Raw genomic sequence first — 17,707 nt, 5'->3', positions numbered from 1 at the left:
GCCGGTAAGACCCTGGTCGAGCTGTTCGGTCTCGCCCGCGAGCTGAACATCGACGCCGAGGGCATCGACATGGGTCCGTCCCCGACGGACGCCGCCCTGGCCGCCGACATGGCGCTGCCGATCGAGGAGCTGGAGCTCACGGTCCGCTCCTACAACTGCCTCAAGCGTGAGGGCGTCCACTCGGTGGGTGAGCTCCTGGCGCGCTCCGAGGCCGACCTCCTCGACATTCGCAACTTCGGTGCGAAGTCCATCGACGAGGTCAAGGCGAAGCTGGCCGGCATGGGCCTGGCCCTCAAGGACAGCCCGCCCGGATTCGACCCGACCGCCGCTGCCTTCGACGCGGACGACAACGGGAACACGGGTTTCATGGAGACCGAGCAGTACTGAACGCCGCGCCAGGTCGTGGGGGGCCAGGAAGGCAGAGGGGCCAGCGATGAGCACCGGCCGAACGCCGGTGCTTCCCCGAGGGCCCACCGACGGAGATGCAGACGCCCAAGCCCTCCGAGCCTGCTCAGGATGGCGAAGGCGGCCGCCATTTCTGCCTTGTCTTGCCTTCCGTCCCCTCGGGTGTGGCCGAGAACGCCGCCGGGCACGCTGTCCCAGTTGGTGCCCCGAGGCTGTCCGATACATATTGCCTGGTCAGGCACGATGCACCCGGCAGGATGCGAACCTGCGACACCCGGTTTGGATTCGATACGAGCGCGTCCGGGCGCGTCACCACGCGGTCGGGTTGAGCGTGCCGGGCCGCGCATGGGTGCCTGCGTCCGGTGCCGTTGATGTCGTCCGTGGATGTCAGCCACAGCCAGCGCTCCAGTTCGGCCCGGGACCTGGCCGGCATCACAGAGACCTTGCGGATCGGCCTGGCTGCACGTGCTGATCGGTGGCGGGTGGCACAAGACTCTGTTCTCGAGGCGATCCGGCCGGGACCTCGAAGCCCTGCTGGCGGGCGGGGGTGCCCGTCCCCTCGGTTCGACCGAACCGAGAAGCTGAAGGGTCTCGGGTCCGGCACCAAGGACCGGGCCAGGGCTGTCTTCGCCGGCCTGCACTCCGTGCGGCGCTTCTCCGAGCCGGCGGGCGCGGCCTGACGGCGGGAGGGATTCGAATAGCTCGACACCGAGGGATTCCGGCCCCGTCTTTCGCGGTAACAAGTCGGGATATTTCGAAAGTATTCGAGTTGACGCCGGCCGACGTACTGATCCGCTGCTCCCGTGAGGCTGAGGCCCAGCGTCACGGGTGAAACTAGTGCAGGTGCGCGTACCGTGCTAAAATTATTGGCAGTTGCAGTTGTGGTTCCCGAAACTTCAAGTGTCTCGGCGGCTTTATGTCGTCGGGCATTTCTGTATCTCCGGTGCTTATCCGGACGGGGTTCATTGTGGCAACGCAGGGGTTCACACGGTGTGGGCCCGCGGGCACTGCCCCCAAGGAGATGTGACATGGCTACTGGCACCGTCAAGTGGTTCAACGCGGAAAAGGGCTTCGGGTTCATCGAGCAGGACGGCGGCGGCCCGGACGTCTTCGCCCACTACTCGAACATTGCCACCCAGGGCTACCGTGAGCTCCAGGAAGGCCAGAAGGTGAACTTCGACATCACGCAGGGCCAGAAGGGTCCGCAGGCGGAGAACATCACTCCCGCCTGACGTCGAAGCGTATGAGATATCTGGGGCCCCGTCTTGCGGTGGGGTCCCAGATATTTGTTTTTATATTCCGATGGAATTCTTTTTGTCCCCCCTCCGGCTCGTTCTTGCAATTCATCCGGCTCGTTCCTGTCGGGAATTCCTCGATGCGCGCCCTGCCGAGGAAGGTTCTCCATGAGCCGTTCAGCTCGTACGCACGACCGTATCCGCCCACAGGATCAGGGGCGCCGCAGCGCCGGTTCAGGCGACACCGGGCGCCGTTCCTCCGCACCGCAGGGGGAGTTCGCGCTGCCGGTCACCGTCACTCCGGCCCTGCCCGCGGCCGCGACCTTCGGTGAACTGGACATGCCCGTCGAGTTGCTGAAGATGCTCACCGGCCTCGGCCTGAACGAGCCGTTCCCGATCCAGGCGGCCACGTTGCCGAACTCCCTTGCAGGGCGTGACGTCCTGGGCCGCGGGCGCACCGGATCGGGCAAGACGCTCGCCTTCGGCCTGGCGGTCCTTGCGCGCACGAGCGGGCAGCGTGCCGAGGCGCGGAAGCCGCTGGCCCTGATCCTCGTCCCCACGCGCGAGCTGGCCCAGCAGGTCACCGATGTGCTCGCCCCGTACGCCCGGTTGCTGAAGCTGCGGCTGGCCACTGTGGTCGGCGGCATGTCGATCGGCAGGCAGGCCGGCGCACTGCGTGCCGGGGCCGAGGTGGTCGTCGCGACTCCTGGCCGCCTCGCAGATCTCGTCGAGCGCAAGGACTGCCGCCTGGACCGGGTGAACGTCACCGTCCTGGACGAGGCCGATCAGATGGCGGACATGGGTTTCATGCCGCAGGTCACCGAACTGCTGGACCAGGTACGTCCCGACGGCCAGCGCATGCTGTTCTCGGCCACGCTGGACCGCAACATCGATCTCCTGGTCCGTCGTTACCTCCATGACCCGGTCGTCCATTCGGTCGACCCGTCGGCGGGCGCGGTCACCACGATGGAGCATCACGTGCTGCAGGTGCACGGCGCCGACAAGTACGCCACTGCCACCGAAATCGCTGCCCGCGACGGGCGCGTGATCATGTTCCTGGACACCAAGCACGCTGTCGACCAGTTCACCAGGCACCTGCTGAGCAGCGGCGTGAAGGCCGCGGCGCTGCACGGTGGCAAGTCGCAGCCCCAGCGCACCCGCACCCTGGCACAGTTCAAGACCGGCGACGTCACGGCGTTGGTGGCCACCAACGTCGCGGCTCGGGGCATTCACGTCGACGACCTCGATCTCGTGGTCAACGTCGACCCGCCGGGCGACCACAAGGACTACCTGCACCGCGGTGGCCGAACTGCCCGCGCCGGCGAGTCCGGCAGTGTCGTCACGCTGGTCCTCCCCGGCCAGCGCCGGGACATGGCCCGTCTCATGTCCGACGCAGGCATCAGACCGCAGATCACACAGGTCCGCTCCGGCGAGGCCGAGCTGAGCCGCATCACCGGCGCCCAGGCTCCCTCCGGTGTTCCTGTCGGCGACACCGGGCCGGTCGCGGAGCGCCCGAAGCGCGGGGGTGCCCCTTTCCGTGGTCTGGGTACCCGCCAGGGGCGGGCCGGTGGCGGGGGCGAGTCTCGCCGGTCTGCTGAGGCCCGCCAGATTGCCGAGGCCCGCAAGGCCGCCCGGGTCCGTCGTGGCGCGTAGGCCGGCAACAGTGCCGTATTACGCTGTGTCCGTGACTCAGGCCGACTTGCGCCGCACGGAGATGTGCTTCGCGGAGTCCTGGGTGAACGGCGCCTCGTCCCGGTCCGCGACGCGTCGTTCCAGCTCGAGCCCGGCGATCCGTGCCATCAGGTCCAGCTCCGTCGGCCATGCGTACCGGTGCCGGGAGTTGCCGCGGCGGTAGCGGCCGTCGTCGCTGTCGCGGGTGAAGTGGTGCGAGACGAGAATCCGCTCGACCGGGTCGAAGGTGTCGAAGCCGAGATGCCGCTCGGAGACGCCGAACGGCACCGCGACCTGCCCGGACGGCAGGAACCGTAGTGGCAGTAGGCCCAGCTCGATGACGAATCGGCCGCCGGGCGTCAGATGACGTGCGGCATTTCGGAAGCACTCGACCTGCTCGTCCCTTCGTGAGCAGGCTCGTGATGGTGTTTAGACGAGATGAACCAGGGTGAACCCGCCGGGGACGGCAGTCGTGGCCATGCCACCCAGGGCGAGTACGGCGGAGCCCGTCGTTCACCGTGCCGCGCAGTAACGGCAGCCGTCAGCGGCGCGGACGCTCCAGAGTGAGCAGCAGGCCCTCGACCGCACCGGGCCCTATACGGCCCTTGACGTCGGCGGACGTGATCGCCTTGAGGGCCCAGCCGTCCTCGGCGTGCTTGTTCAGAACCTTCTCCAGCTTGCCGCTGTCCAGTGCGTCTCCGATGAGTGACTCGCGGAAGGTGACGACCTTGTATTCGAGTGCGTAGGGGTTGCTCATGGCTGGGGCCTTCCCGTGGATGGACTGGCTGACGGAACCGGGGACAGCCAATCACCATTCGACGTTGCCCCACACGGCGGGGTGGGGGTCATGTCATCGAGGGAGGGGGCGAGGAGGGCTATGACACAGTGCGCACCTCAGGCGTGAGCCCGGCGGCGTACGGTTCAGGGCCAGTAGGTCCACGGCGCTCGCCAGTCGGGCACCCCTCGCCCGCTCCTCCTTGCCCAGCCACCTGAGGGCCGTCTTCAGCGACATCGAGTGCATCCGCGCTCACTCGCCCGAACCGTTCGCCGCCTGACCTTCTTCGGCGGTGCCGGTACAGCGCAAAGCGGAGGTAAGCCGGCGTCGCGTCAGCGCTGCGCCGACACGTCCCAGCGGACGCGCAGAGCCGGGGGCTTCCGTAAGGCCAGGCCCCTGGGCGCGGTGGGCGAGGCCGGGTCGAGCCGCAAGCCGGGGAGACGGTCGAGAAGCGCGCGGAGGCAGGCGCCGGCTTCCAGGCGGGCAAGGTGGGCGCCCAGACAGAAGTGGGGGTCGTGCGCGAAGGCCAGCTGGAGGCGGGAGTTGCCCCGTCGCAGGTCGAAACCGTCGGGGTCTTGGAAGATCTCGGGGTCGCGGTTCGCGCCGGCGAGCGAGACGACCACCAGATCATCGCGTCGGCTGTTGCGTAGCGGTCCACGACCGCCGCGGCGGGTTCCAGGCGGAGCGGTTCCTCGATCGCCGCGTCGACCAGGTCTGGATCGGCACGCACGAGGGCGAGTTGACCAGGGGTGCCAGCAAGTGCAGTACGGCGTTGGCGATCACGCCCTCGGTGGTCTCGATACCGCCGAACATCAGCACGGCGGCGTTGGCGACCACCCCCGGCAGTTTCAGGCGCTTGCTGTCGGCTGCCTTGACCAGCAGCGACGCGTCGCCTCGACGCTTCCTCGCAGCTGCTCGAATGCCGCCGCCCCGGCAGGGTTCGCCGGCAGCCCGGCGGTGATGTCGGAGACCGCGCTCACGATGGCGTCGTACCAGGACAGCACCGCCCCGGCGTCAGTGCCGACCAAGCCCAGCGACTCGGCAACGACGGCGACGGCCAGAGGCCCGGCCACCTTCCGGCGCAGTTCGGCGCTGCCACGCGGCCGGATGCCTTCCACGAGCCGGGCGGCTTCCTGTTCCACGAACCCGGTGAACCGGTCGTGTACATCGTGCGTGACGGAACGGGTCGGTGAAGGGAGCGCGGTGCCGCTTGTGCTCGGCGCCCTCCACGGAGAGCATGCTCGGACCGACCACCTGGGCGGTAGAGAAGCGGGGGTCGTCCTCCAGCTCCGCGAGCGTGGTCGCGGAGCCGAGCGGAAACCGGCGCGCTGTCACCATGGAAGCTCCCCTGTTCCCGTTCCTGGAGTTCCGGCCTCCCCGGAGCCCACTCAGAGCGTATGCGTCTCCGGCGGTGAGTTGAGCTGGCCCCACACCGTGGGTGACTCGCCCCTGCGGCCGACATCGCCCTGGGCACGCCGGTAGGGTCGGGGTTGCCTTAACGGAGGTTGGCGGACACGAACAAGGACAATCCCGACCGCAAGGTGCGGCTGAGCTTCCTCGGCTGACGTCTGTGGCGGGACTGTAGCGTCGAATTCAGGCCGCGCCGAATGAGGGCGGGCGGCGATCTTGCCAGCAGTGTCGGAGCTTCCCCTGGCCAGAGCGTCGGGCGGTCCCCTCGACCACCGCGTCCAGGAGGTCGCCGAGCCGATGAAGCCGGTCTCTCATCCGTGAGAGGGAGGCCTTCCCTGCGTCCGGGGCTGCTGCAGCCGGGCCGCGAGCTCCCCCGGCAGGACATCCCGATTTGCCGAGGTGAGCCGGACGACCTCGATGTCGGCGCGCCGCTTGAGGGCGTCGGTGAACGGATCGGGGTGCGTGTGGACCGTGGCGACGATGTCGACCTCGGCGACGAACAGCGCGTCGACCGCGTGCCGGAACGCCGCGGACGCCAGTTCCATCCGCCCCAGCTCGTCGATGAGCACCAGCCGCCCTGTTGCCTCCTCGGTTGCTGCCGGGCGAAGCGACGGCAGCGCCAGTCGTTCCATGACGCCCGGGTCGACGCCGTATTTCCCTACCCGTGGCGGACCGGGCAGGTCGACATGGGCGAGCACTTCCCGTCGGCCTGCCAGGGTCTCCAGGGCGAATCCGACGCGGGCGCCGGATTGCCGGATCTCCTCCGTGGTGAAGCCGGTGGCCGCGTGGGCGGGCAGCAGCGCGGCGAGCCGACGCAGGGCGGTCGTTTTGCCCGCGCCAGGGCGGCCCTCGAGCAGGATCCTTACCGGCACACTGCCATCTTCACCCCCGCTTCCTGAGGCGGCCCGGGTGGGCTCGGCCGAGTGGGGGTTTTGGGGTGCGGACCGGTGCCGATGCCGCCGTTGCGGGTATGGCGGCGCGCATGAGCGGAATTGAACTCAGCAGCACCGCGTTCGACGACAAAACGATGATCCCCCGTCGGTACAGCGGGGAGGGTGAGAACATCTCACCGCCCCTGACCTGGTCGGGGGTGCCCCACGAGGCCACGGAGCTGGTGCTCGTGTGCGAGGACCCGGACGCGCCGGGGGCGACCTTCCTGCACTGGCTGGTGACCGGCATCGATCCGGGGACCACCGGGGCGGCGGAGGGCCAGAAGCCCCAGGGTGGCCTGCCGTGGCCCAACGGCTTCGGCCGCGCGGGCTGGGGAGGGCCGATGCCTCCACCGGGGCACGGGCCGCACCGCTACTTCTTCCGCCTGTACGCCCTGTCCGAGCCGCTGCCGCTGCACGGCCACCCGGGCGTCGAGGACGTGCACCGTGCCCTGAAGGGCAGGGAGCTGGCCTCCGGCACCCTGGTCGGGACCTATCAGCGCTGAGCGTAGCCATGGGCGCCGTACAGCCGGACGAACCGGGCCGCGGTGACCGTCCTGCGGTTGCACCAGGTTGTGGGCCCGCCGCCCGTACAGCTCGACGCGCTCCTGCCCGCCCTGCCCGATCGGCTGGACGAGCCGGCCACCGGTGCGGAGCTGATCCACGAGCGGCTCAGGCACTCGCGGGAAGGCCGCGCAGACGATGACGGTGTCGTACGGGGCACGGGTCGGCATCCCGAGTCCCGTCGCCGAGTACGACCTCGGCATTGCCGACGCCTGCCCGGCCGGCCGCAGACGAGCCTCGTCGACCAGGTCGGGCCGGCGCTCGACGCTGACGACGTACGCGGCCGAGCGGGCCGGCAGAGCGGCCTGCCGGCCGGATCCGGTCCCGACCTCCAGGACCTATTCGTCTTGCGGATGCCACCTCGTCCGCGCGGACGTATTCCGCCCGGGGGATGCTCCGTACGGCCTCCAGGAGACGGGCGTCGGTCACGCCCACGGCGTGGGCCGCGCGGACCAGGTCCTCGGGGTGCCTTCATGGGCCATCGGAGCGCGGGGCCGTGGCGGTGGCGCCGGAGGCCCCGCTCGTGGTGCGTTCCACAGGCCGCACGGCGTCATCGTGCTCGCCGCTCGCCGCTCGCCGCTCGACGTCGCAGCGCCGGCGCCGGACGGCGGACCGTCGTCTGTTCCAGGGAGTGACTCAGTGGGTTGGCCACCGCCGGCACGCCTACCGCCCAGGTCTTGGGCGGGGTGATCGAAACGTCTGTCTCCTCCGCGCCGCTGTTGCTCCGGACGGGGTCCCCGGGTCGGTGTAGCGCAGCAGGGCGCCCACGCCCTCGTACAGCCTCAGCTCGCTCTCCGGTACGACGACCAGCTCGGCGCCGGTGCTGACGAGGGCCCGGACGAGGGCCTCGTCGGCGCGTTCCTCGCGCGGGGCCCGCACGCCGAAGGACATCAGCTCCGCCTCGGTCAGGGCGAGGTGGGTGGGCTGGGAGCCCACCCAGAGCCGCAGCGAAGACCCAGGCGGTCGGTTCAGCAGCAGTGCCGCGACCTGGCCGCGCTGGAGGGCGGCGACGGTGGCGGCAAGCCCCTCCGCCACGGGTCCGTCCAGGGCACGCCGGCCGATGAAAATGTCCACGAGTTCCCGGTCGTGCGCGGCCATGCGGCCGCGGAAGACGCCGTCGAGCTGCGGCTCCAACAGGGCGCGACCTGTGTCGGTGGGGGTCCGGCCGCCCACGCGTACGACTTTGTCCCGCAGGGTGTGCGGCAGGCGGCGGATCAGTACGTTGCACGCCCACTCGTCCCCGCCCACGACGACGGCGTCGGCATGGGCGCGCCGCGCCCGTTCGTCCAGCCGGTGACCGAGCCGGAGGGAGGTGCGGTGCCAGGTCGCCACGGCGACCCTGTGGTGCAGCCGCTCACCCGGGGTGACGGTGGACGCGGGCCAGGTGCCGGTCTCCGCCTCCAGAGTTACCCAGCCGTGGGTCTCGGCGGTCGGAAGGCCGCCGTAGCGGACGACTACGGCCATGTAGGGGATCTCCGGAAGGTGCTGGGTGACCAGGGGCATCGCGTCCGGCAGGGTGCTGTAGCGCGCGGAGTCGTGCTCGGGCGGCCTGGGCAGCTCCCCGTCCAGGACGAGCGTGCCGTGGGCGGCGAAGATGGCCTGACCGTGCGCCCCCGGCACCTCTGTGTCGGCGCCGACCACCTCCTCCAGTACGTTCAGCAGCGCCCGGTCCGAGCCCTGACGGGACAGGCTCTCGCGCAGCCGTTGCCAGCGCAGCGCGATCGCCCGGTCGGGATGCTCGACGTTTCGGGAGGTGTCCAGGTACACGGAGGCGAACGGGCCCGGCTCCGCGTAGAGAGGTTCAAGGAACGACAACCTCATCGCCACTCCTCGTCGATGGTCTCCCCTCCTTCGATGATGCGCGCCCTGGGGGCGATGGAGCTCGACGAGCGCAAAACGGTGCGGAACGCGGGGCGGTCGGGCGCGCCGGCCCGTCGTAAGCATGGTGGCGGCGACCAGGCCGTTCAGTACCGCCGAGCCGCGGGCCGGGACGGCAGGTCCTTCCTGGCGTGACCCCGTAGCCCCGGCGCGGCCACGACTGCATGCCACCTAGGCGGAGTCCTCATCGTCCTCGTGGTCCTCATCGCCTTCGAAGTCCTCGAAGTCATCGTCAGGCTCTTCCAGCGCCTCCACCAGGTGGTACTCGAGCGGAGCGCCGATCTCGTCGTGTTTCATCAGCAGACGGCACAGCATGTTCAGCGGGTACTGCCCTGCCGACTCATCGGCGCCGGCAGGGCTGACGCACGGCGTGTCGACGGTGCCGTTCTGGTGCACCGGCGCGAACAGGCGGGGCGCCGGCGCTGTCTCGTCCAGGATCATGGGCTCGTACTTCCACACCAGCCCGCGAGCACGGCGGACGGTCTCGCCGAGGTACCAGACGGCGCCCTGGACGAACTCGCCGCGCCGGGCGCCGAACACGTCCTCCAGGGTGCCGAACCGCTCCCGGACCAGCTCTTCCAGCGGCTCCAGCGAGGCGGGGCCGAAGTCCCACCGTTCCGCACCGCCGTTGGTCCGGGCCCAGTGTTCGAAGGCGGCTTGTCGTTCGGCCAGCCACACCAGCAACTCCGGGTGCCGCTGCGGATCGTGCGCGTCGTCAGTGTGCTCGCTCATGCGGGCACTGTAGAGAACCCGGGAGAACCCGGCAGGCGACCGGCCGAGGCGGCGTGGTCGAGGTCCTCGAACCGGCCTGCTCAGGGCCTGAGTTGCGACACGCCGCACGCAACAATTCGTTGCGACTTACGTGGCGTCAGCCCCTAGGGTGCCCCGGTGGACGGTGACATGTCACGGGGGCCCGCACCGTCCGCCTCCAGTCCCATGTGCCCCTACCAGGGACAAAAGCAGTTGAATACACCGATACGAACCCGCCTGCGTGCCCGCCTGGCCTCCTGCCTCGCGGTCATCTCGGCGGCCGGGATGATGCTGGTGGGCCTGCCCGCCGCCCCGGCCCAGGCCGCGCCCGGCGACACCGCGCAGATCACCACCGGCAAGCGGTGCGACGAGATGCACCTCGGGAAGAAGTACCCGCGGACGCCGGCGAACTCCGGTGCCCCTGGCGGCGCCCAGTTCGAGGAGTCCTGGCCCGGCCTGGAAGAGAAGTACTTCTACGACCACCTGTTCAAGGGGTTCGAGGACGTTCCGACCCCCACCGCGCAGGAACTGGCCCAGCTCGGCAGTACGGACGAGGACATCGACGCCTGGGACAAGAAGTACGCCCAGTCCAAAGACCCTGACGACATGAAGCAGGGCATCTACACCCGCTACAACCGCTACCTCAAGGGCGGAACCGGCGCACGCCTGCCCTTCAAGCGCTGGCAGAAGCGGTACCTGACCCAGAACCAGCAGAACAACCACAAGGGCGCGGTCTTCGAGCGCAAGACCGTCCGCGACTTCAACCTGATCGGTCCGGACTGGCTGTGCGAGGTCACCGTCGAGGTCCGCGACCAGAACGGGAAGCTGCTCGCGCGCCGCAAGTACGACGCGTACAACGCGAAGAAGGACCAGTTCGCCGAGTTCAAGTCCACGTCCAAGTACCGCCCCAAGCAGTACGCCGCCGACCGGATCGTCCTGCGGCACAAGGACGCCACCTACGACTTCACCAAGAAGAACCTGGTCATCTACGGTGGCGAGAAGGCCGCCAAGGGCACCGTCAACCAGTACGGCAAGCTCAACCAGGCGCTCCGCGGTGAACGCGGCACCACCGGCAACCCGGTGCGCATCTACGAGCGCCGCGCGACCGGCATGGGCGTCTACCCGACCACGAAGTACTCCAAGTACTACCCTGTGATGAACCCCAACCCGGCCAGGGGCACCGCCGGCCCGATGAACGACATCGCGTTCGGCTCGGGCAGGAACCTGAACGACGCCAAGCGGATCCAGCGCGAGTTCAACCAGGCCAACACCCGCAGCGCGCTCGGCCGCGGCCCGGGCGGTGTCGACTTCACCACCCTGGAGATCCAGTACGTCGGCAACCCCGTCAAGGGCAAGGGCCTCGACTACTCCTTCAAGGCCGACTACGTCGACGACGAGGACACCAACCCCGGCTACGGCGGGCAGGCCAAGCTCCAGCTCGCCTCCGACGCCATGTTCACCTGGCTCGCCCTCGACCCGCGCTCGTTCTGGGTGAACCTGAACCCGGACCAGCCGGACAAGATCATGGACCCGACGTTCGGGAAGACCGACGCCGGACGCGTCCTCCTGGTCGCCGACCTGGACATGAAGCACGACTACGCCCGCGCCATGGACCCGCGTGTCGAGCCCGGAAAGACGTACTGGGACGCCATGAGCGACGCCGGTCTCCCGTGCTCGCACTCTCTGCGCAACTGGATCGTGCCCAAGGCCGCCAAGGTCCGCGTTGACGAGAACGGCATCTACATCCTGGACGCGCCGCTCGAGGTGAAGTCCGCGCCGATCGACTTCACCACCCCCAGCCCGAACGGCGACTGCTCCCTGACCAAGGAGCAGGTCCAGACGTCGCAGCGGCTGGTCGACCAGTACATCCTCCCGGGCATCGAGAAGAAGATCAACGAAGACCCGAAGTACGCCGACCTGCGCCGCGTCTACAAGTCGCGCGTCGCGGCCGAGTACATCCGCCGGCAGGACAAGGACCACCCCACCGACTTCCACGCCATCATCGGCAGCGGCGACGTCAAGCGGTGGCCCCTGCGCGCCCCCAACACCGGCTGGACGCCCAAGAAGACGTACGACGAGTACGTCACGTCCTTCACCAAGGGCGACTACAGCTACCCGTGTGAGTACAACGGGGAGAACAAGACCTGCGTGATGGGCGGTGTCGACTTCTCCAAGCAGCCCGAGAAGAAGATCAGCCGGGCCCGGTTCCAGGCCGAACACCCCCGCCTGGACGTCACCACCAAGAACTCCGTCCGCACGGAGACCGGTTACCGCGACACCTACACCGCCTACCTCGGCGGCAGCTCCGGGAACACCGACAACGGCGGCACCCCGGAACCGGACCCGAGCCCGACCGGCAGGCCCACGCACAAGCCCAGCAGCCCGGCTCCCGAACCGTCCAGCAGCCACTCCGGCAGCCCCACGCCGACGCCGACCACTCCGCCCGGAAAGAACGACGACGACCACGGGGGCGGCCTTGCCGACACCGGCGCCCAGGTCGGACTCGTCGCCGGGATCGCCGCGGTCCTCGTGGCCGTCGGCTTCGTCCTGGCCCGCGTGAAGCGGCGCCGCGGCACGCGGGACTGACCGATCCCCCCCCGCACCACGGCAGCACACGAATCAGGCCCTCGTTCCCTTCCGGCAAGGAAGGAAACGAGGGCCTGATTCGTGCACGGGCGACCCCAGGGCGTGGCCGACCTTCCCGGGGTCACGGCGCGGCCGACTGGGAATCCGGCGGAGATCCTTCTACCGTGGGCTGCGCCTGTCCCGGTGCTGGTGGACGAAGTGAAGGGGGCTTGGTGGACGCCGAGTTGGGGACGCTCGCCGCGCAGGGGGCCACGGCCCTGATCGGGCTCATGGTCGCGGACTCCTGGGGAAAGACCAAGCACTTGGCCCGGCGGCTGACCGGCCGGCTCTCGGGGCGCGGAGCGGACGAGGAACTGGAGGCCTCCCGCGAGGAGTTGGACGCGGCCCGGGAGCGGGGCGAGGAGGAACGGGCGGCGAACCGGGTCGCCGCCGCATGGGAACGGCGCCTGCTCGACATCCTGCGGAGCGACCCCGAGGCGGCCGAGGAACTGCGGCACGTCCTGTCCGAACTCATGCCGGGAACGTCGTACGACATCACCTTCGACGCGCGACCAGCCGTCGGCGACGCGCCTCCCGACCACATCCCGGCCCTGACCGGCACGTTCAGCAACCGGGTCGCCGAACTGGCCCGTATGGACGCCCTGTGCGGCGAGCCCGGCCGGGTCGGCCTCGCGGTGCTGGCCGGGCTGCCCGGGGTCGGCAAGACCGCCTTCGCCTGCCGCTGGGCCGACAAGGAGCGGGACCGGTTCCCGGACGGCCTGTTCTACGTCGACTACGCCGCCCTGCGCGACGAGTCCGCCGTCGGCGCCGCCATGGGCGCCGACGTCTCCCAGGCCCTCGCCGCGATCCTCAAGGCGCTCATGCGCAGCGACGAGCACGTCCCGGCCACGCTCGCCGAGCTGACCCGGCAGTACGCCTCCTGCTCGCGCGACCGGCGCATCCTCGTCCTCATCGACAACGTCACCCTGCCCGCCCAGGTACGGCCCCTGATCCCCAGCGGGCCCGGCAGCACGGTCGTCGTCACCAGCCACAGCAGGCTCACCGAACTGGTGGCGGTCGACGGAGCCGACCTCATCGCGCTGAAACCCCTCGACACGGAGAGCGGCCTGGCCCTGCTCGCCGACCACTCGGGACGGGAGACCGTCGAGGCCGACCCGGCGACGGCCGCACGCCTCGTCGACCTGTGTGGCGGCCTGCCCGTCGCCCTGCGCATCGTGGCGACCCGGCTGCTCACCGACGACGCCCTGACCCCGGCGGACCTCGCCGACGATCTCGAGGACGAGGCCGACCGGCTGGACGGGATGTCCCTGCCCGGCAGCACCTACTCGGTGTCCGCGGTCCTCGGGCCCTCCTACCGGCTGCTGCCGCCCGGACCTGCCCGCATGTTCCGCCTGCTCGGCTGGGTGCCGGCCGGGCTCTTCGACGCCGGGGTCGCCGCGGCGGCGGCCGGTGTCGACACCCGTACCGCCAGGCGGCTGCTGCGCGAACTCGCCGCCGCGAGCCTGCTGGAGACCGAACGCGACGGCCGCTACCGCATGCACGACCTCGTCCGCCTGTACGCCCGCGACCGCGCGGTCGCGGAGGAGCCGGCCACCGAGGAGACCGCGCTGCTCGAACGGGTGGCCACCCACTACCTCGTCCTCGTCGCGCTCGCCGACCGCGCCCTGCGCAGGGACCGGCTGCGGATCGCCGACCTGTCCGCGCTCCTGGCGGGCGCCCGCGACCCCTTCTCCGCTGAGGCCGGCCCCTCCCCGCTGACCTGGCTCGACGCCGAGTGCGCCGCGATCCTGGCCGTCCTTCGGGCCGCCGTACGCCACGGTCTGCACGCCGTCGCCTGGCCGCTGGCCGAGGCGTTCACGGCCCTCTTCCTCCACCACCGCTACCTGGGCGCCTGGAAGGAGTCCCTGGAACTGGGTGCTGAAGCCGCCGGTGCACTCGCCGCGGCCCAGGACACCCCGGGCGATACCGCCGCCGAGGCCGTGGCGGGCGAGGCCCGCCTGCGCAGCCTGCTGTCCCGCCCGTTGACGGACCTGGGCGAGTACGAGCGCGCCCGCACGGAGCTGGAGCGCTCGGTCACTCTCGCCGAGTCGACCGACCGGCTGCTGCTGCGCGCCTCCGTCCAGGAGTTCCTCGGCCGCTACCTGGACCGCTTCGACCCGCCCCGCGCGGTGGAGACGTACCGGTACTCAGTCGACCTCAACCGGCGTGCCGGGGACCGGCGTGGCGAAGCCCTGGCCGCCTTCTTCCTCGGCTGCGCGCTGGACGCCCGCGGGGACCACGCGACGGCCCTGGTCACGCTCACCGAGGCCCGGCAGGACCTGCTGGACCTCCCCGAGCCCGACCCCCGCATGGCGGCCCGCGTCCACCTGGCCATCGGCCTCGCCCAGGACCACCTCGGCCACACCGAGGAGGCCGTCCACGTGTTGCGCTCGGCGGCCGGCACCCTGCGGGACCAGGACGCGACCCACTACGAAGCCGAAGCCCTGCTCGCACTCCTCGGCATCGCCGAGCGGACCGGCCGCCACCAGGAAGACGTGCGGGCCTGGCTGACCCGGGTGCTCGAGATCTACGAGGCGAGCGGCAACCCGGGCGCGGAGGAGGTACGCCGACGGCTGCGGGACCTCAGCTGACGACGGGTGGCACGGGCCGCAGCCGCAGCACCACGTCCTCGTCCCGCACCCGACCGATCCGCAGCGACAGCAACGCGTCGGCCAGGGAACGGCCCTGGCGCAGGCACGCGTAGACGACAGCCGCTGCGAGCCCGGGCACGATCGGCGGACCGGTGACAGCCACCTCCACCACGCGGCCGTCGCGCAGCCCCACCAGATGACCGCCGCCCCGCACCGCACAGGCGGCCAGCAGACTGCCGGGCAGCTCAGCCGTCGTGGCACGGATCCACCGCAGGGCTTCGGCCGCGCTGTCGGCACGGTCCGTCCGCTCGACGACGGAGGCGCTCTCCAGCAGCCGTCGGTCCCGTTCGCCGTCCGAGCAGGCGAGGTGGGTGAAGGAGAGAGGCTGTGTGCCCTCCAGGTCGCCTTGGACGTGCGCACGAGCCGCCGCAGGGAACCGCCGTACCGTGACGACCGGACCGAACCTCTCCTCGCTCACCTCGGTGACGACCAGCGACGAGGTGACAGGCCGAGCGGCCGGTTCCGGGGCGGGCAGCAGCAGGTCCGGCGGGGGTGAGGAGGCCGGCTCCGGCAGGTTCAACAGTTCATAGACGGCGGCGCGGAGCCGCGCGAGGGCGTTTCCCGGATCGGCGAAGGCCCGGCGTGCCACTGCGGCGTAGCGCTCAGGGGTGTGATTCCGTACGACGCTCTCGACCTGCTCCCTCAGCTCCGCGCCCGGGTCGAGGTGCGGGGCGGCCGCGGCCAGGTCATGGACGGCGGTCCCCGGCACCGCGTCGGCGCCGAACGCCCCGAGCAGCACCGGAATTCCGAGCGCGGCACCGTACAGCGTCACCGAGCCGTGGTCGCCGATCACGACGTCCGCCGCGACCAGGGCGGAGCGCCAGGCGTGGACGGGAGGCAGCAGGATCAGCCCCGCGTCCAGTGCCGCGGACTGCAGGGACCTGATCTGCCAGGCGCCGTGGGCCGACCAGACGTTGGGATGGACGACGGCGGCGACCCGGTACTCGTCCTGCGGGAGCGCGCCGAGGACGCGCACGGGCAGGTCGGGGAAGCGGCCCAGGAGAGAAGTGGTCCCCCAGGTGGAGCTGACGACGACGAGCCGCTGGTCCTCCGCGACACCGAGGGCCTCCCGGTACGCGTGCCTGTGCCGCCGGCCGGCCAGCAGTTCGTCGTAGCAGGGATCGCCCAGCAGGAGCGTGCGGCCGGCGGTCTTCGGGTGGGCGGCGAGGAGTTGCCGCTCCTGGTCGGGGTGGGAGACGGCGAGCCAGGCCCGGCCGGACTCCAGGAGCGCGTCCGGTACGAGGCCGGACAGCCGGTCGTGCGGCCCGCGTGCGTCCGGGACCCGTTTCTGGAAGCCCACGCCGTGGGGCAGCACCAGGACCGGGCAGTCGCCCTCCGGTACGTCCACGTTCTCGCTCGCCGTGAGCACGAGGTCGGCCCTGATGTGGGCCAGCTGCTCCCAGGGCATGATCCGGCAGCCGGACGAGTGCAGCAGTTCGAGCACCCCTGAGTCGAACGCTGAGGTGGGGTCGTGGGCGAAGACGACGCTCACCCGAGGGTCGTCGCGCAGCAGGGCGGGAAGCGACTCGAGGGCGCGCACCGTGGAGGTGACGGTGCGGGCGGCGACGACCAGGGTCCGCTCGGTGGGGAAGGTGCGCCAGCGATGGGCGTCGGGGCCTACCGGAACCCGCAGGAAGGAGCTACCGGACACCACGTCCGCACCCCCGACTGCCGCACCGCACCGCATTGCATCGCACCGGACCAGCGGCTCGCGGCTCGCGGCTCGCGGCTCGCGGCACAGTCGGCCTATCAGATGACAAGTTGGCTGACAACCCTTCAGATCTGCTCGCTCCCGGCGGACCGCTCCACGGTAACCAATCAGGAAGGACCGGCACAGGGCCCCTGGGCGCCGGGGGATGGGAGCAGACCGAGCCGCTGAGCGTGCAGAACCGTGCCGACCCGGTCGCGGGTGCCCAGCTTGCGATAGATGTTCTCCACGTGCTTGTGGACCGTGCGGGCCGAGATGCCGAGGCGGCGGCCGATGGCGTCTGCCGTCAGCGCGTCGGCGAGCAGGAGCAGCACGGTCGTCTCGCGGGGCGTCAGCGCACAGTCCGCCGCCCGCTCGTCCGGCGCTCCGGCCGGGGCCAGCGACCGCCGCCACTCCTCCAGCAGCTGCCGCTGCCGCTCCACGCCGGCCAGCAACGGCTGCGCGCGCTCGGCCATGGCGAGGTGGTCGTCGGTGAAGTCCGTCCCGGAGCGGTAGACGAGGCAGCCGGTGATCGGGGCGCTGCTCCCGGGGAGAGGTACGCCGAGCACGTGGTCGACGTCGAGGACGTCACCGAGCAGGCGGGCCGTCGGACTGCCCGGCCAGTCGGACCCGGCCGCCCGGTACGCGGTGACCGGGGTCCGGTCGGGCCGGGCCGTGTAGTGGGCGGCGAGAGGGTAGCCCGTGCGCAGCAGAGCCAGGTCCGAGTCCCGGAGTCGGCCCAGTTCGGTGGCGGCGGCGTCGGGGGCCATCCCGACGGTGCCCTCGTTCTCGCTCCAGTGGTCCAGCTTGTGGACGACCGCCTCGCCGCCGCACAGGTCCGTGAGCGCGGTGCCGAGCAGTGGCCACAGACGTCCGGGCTCCCGTTCGTGCAGCGCCGTCACGGCGACCGCCATCAGGCGTTCGTAGGCCTTGTTCAGCCCCTGTACCACGTGCTTCTCTCCGCGTGAGTCTCCCGCTCGCCGTCCTACCGCCCGGCGCCGCGTACGTACTTGTACGCATACCCCAGCCGTCCCCAGTCGGCGCAGACTTCAACCCGGCGGCGACGACCTGCTCGGACGCACGCCGGACGGGCGGACGACGCGGGGGAGCGGCGGCCCGTCCGGCGT

15 protein-coding genes, 1 tRNA gene and 3 pseudogenes are annotated in these 17,707 nt (G+C 70.7%); 7 read left to right on the top strand and 12 right to left on the bottom strand.

Annotation, left to right across the window (positions count from 1 at the left end):
• Positions 1-387 (top strand): DNA-directed RNA polymerase subunit alpha C-terminal domain-containing protein (locus ACFYZZ_RS21660; protein ID WP_389178232.1); only part of this gene is annotated, 387 nt, incomplete at its 5' end.
• A gap of 262 nt (positions 388-649) precedes the next feature.
• On the opposite strand, the gene ACFYZZ_RS21655 is transcribed toward ACFYZZ_RS21660, so the two are convergent.
• Positions 650-758 (bottom strand) — tRNA-OTHER (locus ACFYZZ_RS21655).
• On the opposite strand from ACFYZZ_RS21655, the pseudogene ACFYZZ_RS21650 reads away from it, so the two are divergent.
• From ACFYZZ_RS21650 to ACFYZZ_RS21640, 3 genes and pseudogenes are all read left to right on the top strand, one after another.
• Positions 755-969: pseudogene (locus ACFYZZ_RS21650) on the top strand (IS481 family transposase); the annotation flags it as partial. The gene ACFYZZ_RS21655 and the pseudogene ACFYZZ_RS21650 overlap by 4 nt on opposite strands.
• A 464-nt stretch (positions 970-1,433) precedes the next feature.
• Positions 1,434-1,637 carry a cold-shock protein gene (locus tag ACFYZZ_RS21645; RefSeq protein ID WP_311699250.1) on the top strand — a complete coding sequence of 68 codons (204 nt, stop codon included), beginning with the start codon at positions 1,434-1,436 and terminating at the stop codon, positions 1,635-1,637.
• Positions 1,638-1,808: 171 nt separating this feature from the next.
• Positions 1,809-3,293: a DEAD/DEAH box helicase gene (locus ACFYZZ_RS21640; RefSeq protein WP_389178228.1), complete on the top strand. Its 1,485-nt coding sequence runs from the start codon at positions 1,809-1,811 to the stop codon at positions 3,291-3,293.
• A 36-nt stretch (positions 3,294-3,329) separates the two neighbouring features.
• Here ACFYZZ_RS21640 and ACFYZZ_RS21635 read toward each other — a convergent pair.
• From ACFYZZ_RS21635 to ACFYZZ_RS21610, 6 genes and pseudogenes are all read right to left on the bottom strand, one after another.
• A pseudogene (locus ACFYZZ_RS21635) lies at positions 3,330-3,806 on the bottom strand (SAM-dependent methyltransferase); the annotation flags it as partial.
• A 46-nt stretch (positions 3,807-3,852) separates the two neighbouring features.
• Complete coding sequence (locus ACFYZZ_RS21630) at positions 3,853-4,068, bottom strand: DUF4177 domain-containing protein (RefSeq protein WP_389178225.1); 216 nt, start codon at positions 4,066-4,068, stop codon at positions 3,853-3,855.
• Between the two features lie 350 nt (positions 4,069-4,418).
• Positions 4,419-4,709, bottom strand: coding sequence for a cytochrome P450 (locus tag ACFYZZ_RS21625; protein WP_389178222.1), 291 nt, complete (start codon positions 4,707-4,709; stop codon positions 4,419-4,421).
• 4 nt (positions 4,710-4,713) lie between these two features.
• On the bottom strand, positions 4,714-4,923 hold the full coding sequence (locus tag ACFYZZ_RS21620) for a hypothetical protein (protein ID WP_389178219.1): 210 nt from the start codon (positions 4,921-4,923) through the stop codon (positions 4,714-4,716).
• Between the two features lie 11 nt (positions 4,924-4,934).
• Complete coding sequence (locus ACFYZZ_RS21615; RefSeq protein WP_389178216.1) at positions 4,935-5,228, bottom strand: hypothetical protein; 294 nt, start codon at positions 5,226-5,228, stop codon at positions 4,935-4,937.
• 579 nt (positions 5,229-5,807) lie between these two features.
• Positions 5,808-6,368, bottom strand: a complete 561-nt coding sequence (locus tag ACFYZZ_RS21610; protein ID WP_389178213.1) for a nucleoside-triphosphatase — start codon at positions 6,366-6,368, stop codon at positions 5,808-5,810.
• Between the two features lie 110 nt (positions 6,369-6,478).
• Here ACFYZZ_RS21610 and ACFYZZ_RS21605 point away from each other — a divergent pair, with 110 nt between their 5' ends.
• On the top strand, positions 6,479-6,931 hold the full coding sequence (locus ACFYZZ_RS21605; RefSeq protein WP_389178210.1) for a YbhB/YbcL family Raf kinase inhibitor-like protein: 453 nt from the start codon (positions 6,479-6,481) through the stop codon (positions 6,929-6,931).
• Positions 6,932-7,054: 123 nt separating this feature from the next.
• Here the strand turns inward: ACFYZZ_RS21605 and ACFYZZ_RS21600 are convergent.
• From ACFYZZ_RS21600 to ACFYZZ_RS21590, 3 genes and pseudogenes are all read right to left on the bottom strand, one after another.
• A pseudogene (locus tag ACFYZZ_RS21600) lies at positions 7,055-7,288 on the bottom strand (protein-L-isoaspartate(D-aspartate) O-methyltransferase); the annotation flags it as partial.
• Positions 7,289-7,652: 364 nt separating this feature from the next.
• Positions 7,653-8,810: a hypothetical protein gene (locus ACFYZZ_RS21595; RefSeq protein ID WP_389178207.1), complete on the bottom strand. Its 1,158-nt coding sequence runs from the start codon at positions 8,808-8,810 to the stop codon at positions 7,653-7,655.
• A 228-nt stretch (positions 8,811-9,038) separates the two neighbouring features.
• Positions 9,039-9,599 (bottom strand): hypothetical protein, encoded by a 561-nt coding sequence (locus ACFYZZ_RS21590; RefSeq protein WP_389178204.1) that lies wholly within the window; start codon positions 9,597-9,599, stop codon positions 9,039-9,041.
• 231 nt (positions 9,600-9,830) lie between these two features.
• Here ACFYZZ_RS21590 and ACFYZZ_RS21585 point away from each other — a divergent pair, with 231 nt between their 5' ends.
• Together ACFYZZ_RS21585 and ACFYZZ_RS21580 are read left to right on the top strand one after the other, a co-directional pair.
• Positions 9,831-12,203 carry a hypothetical protein gene (locus ACFYZZ_RS21585; RefSeq protein WP_389178201.1) on the top strand — a complete coding sequence of 791 codons (2,373 nt, stop codon included), beginning with the start codon at positions 9,831-9,833 and terminating at the stop codon, positions 12,201-12,203.
• Between the two features lie 212 nt (positions 12,204-12,415).
• Positions 12,416-14,833 (top strand): ATP-binding protein, encoded by a 2,418-nt coding sequence (locus tag ACFYZZ_RS21580; protein ID WP_389178198.1) that lies wholly within the window; start codon positions 12,416-12,418, stop codon positions 14,831-14,833.
• Here ACFYZZ_RS21580 and ACFYZZ_RS21575 read toward each other — a convergent pair.
• Both ACFYZZ_RS21575 and ACFYZZ_RS21570 read right to left on the bottom strand, forming a co-directional pair.
• Entirely contained in the window at positions 14,826-16,547 is a 1,722-nt protein-coding gene (locus ACFYZZ_RS21575) for a hypothetical protein (RefSeq protein WP_389178195.1), read from the bottom strand. The genes ACFYZZ_RS21580 and ACFYZZ_RS21575 overlap by 8 nt on opposite strands.
• A 164-nt stretch (positions 16,548-16,711) precedes the next feature.
• A complete protein-coding gene (locus tag ACFYZZ_RS21570) occupies positions 16,712-17,494 on the bottom strand; it encodes a response regulator transcription factor (RefSeq protein WP_389178274.1) in 783 nt (260 codons plus the stop codon).
• Between the last annotated feature and the right edge of the window lie 213 nt (positions 17,495-17,707).

This window comes from Streptomyces sp. NPDC001816 (genome assembly GCF_042892235.1).
Taxonomy (GTDB): domain Bacteria; phylum Actinomycetota; class Actinomycetes; order Streptomycetales; family Streptomycetaceae; genus Streptomyces.
This window is presented reverse-complemented; position numbering and strand designations above follow the sequence as displayed.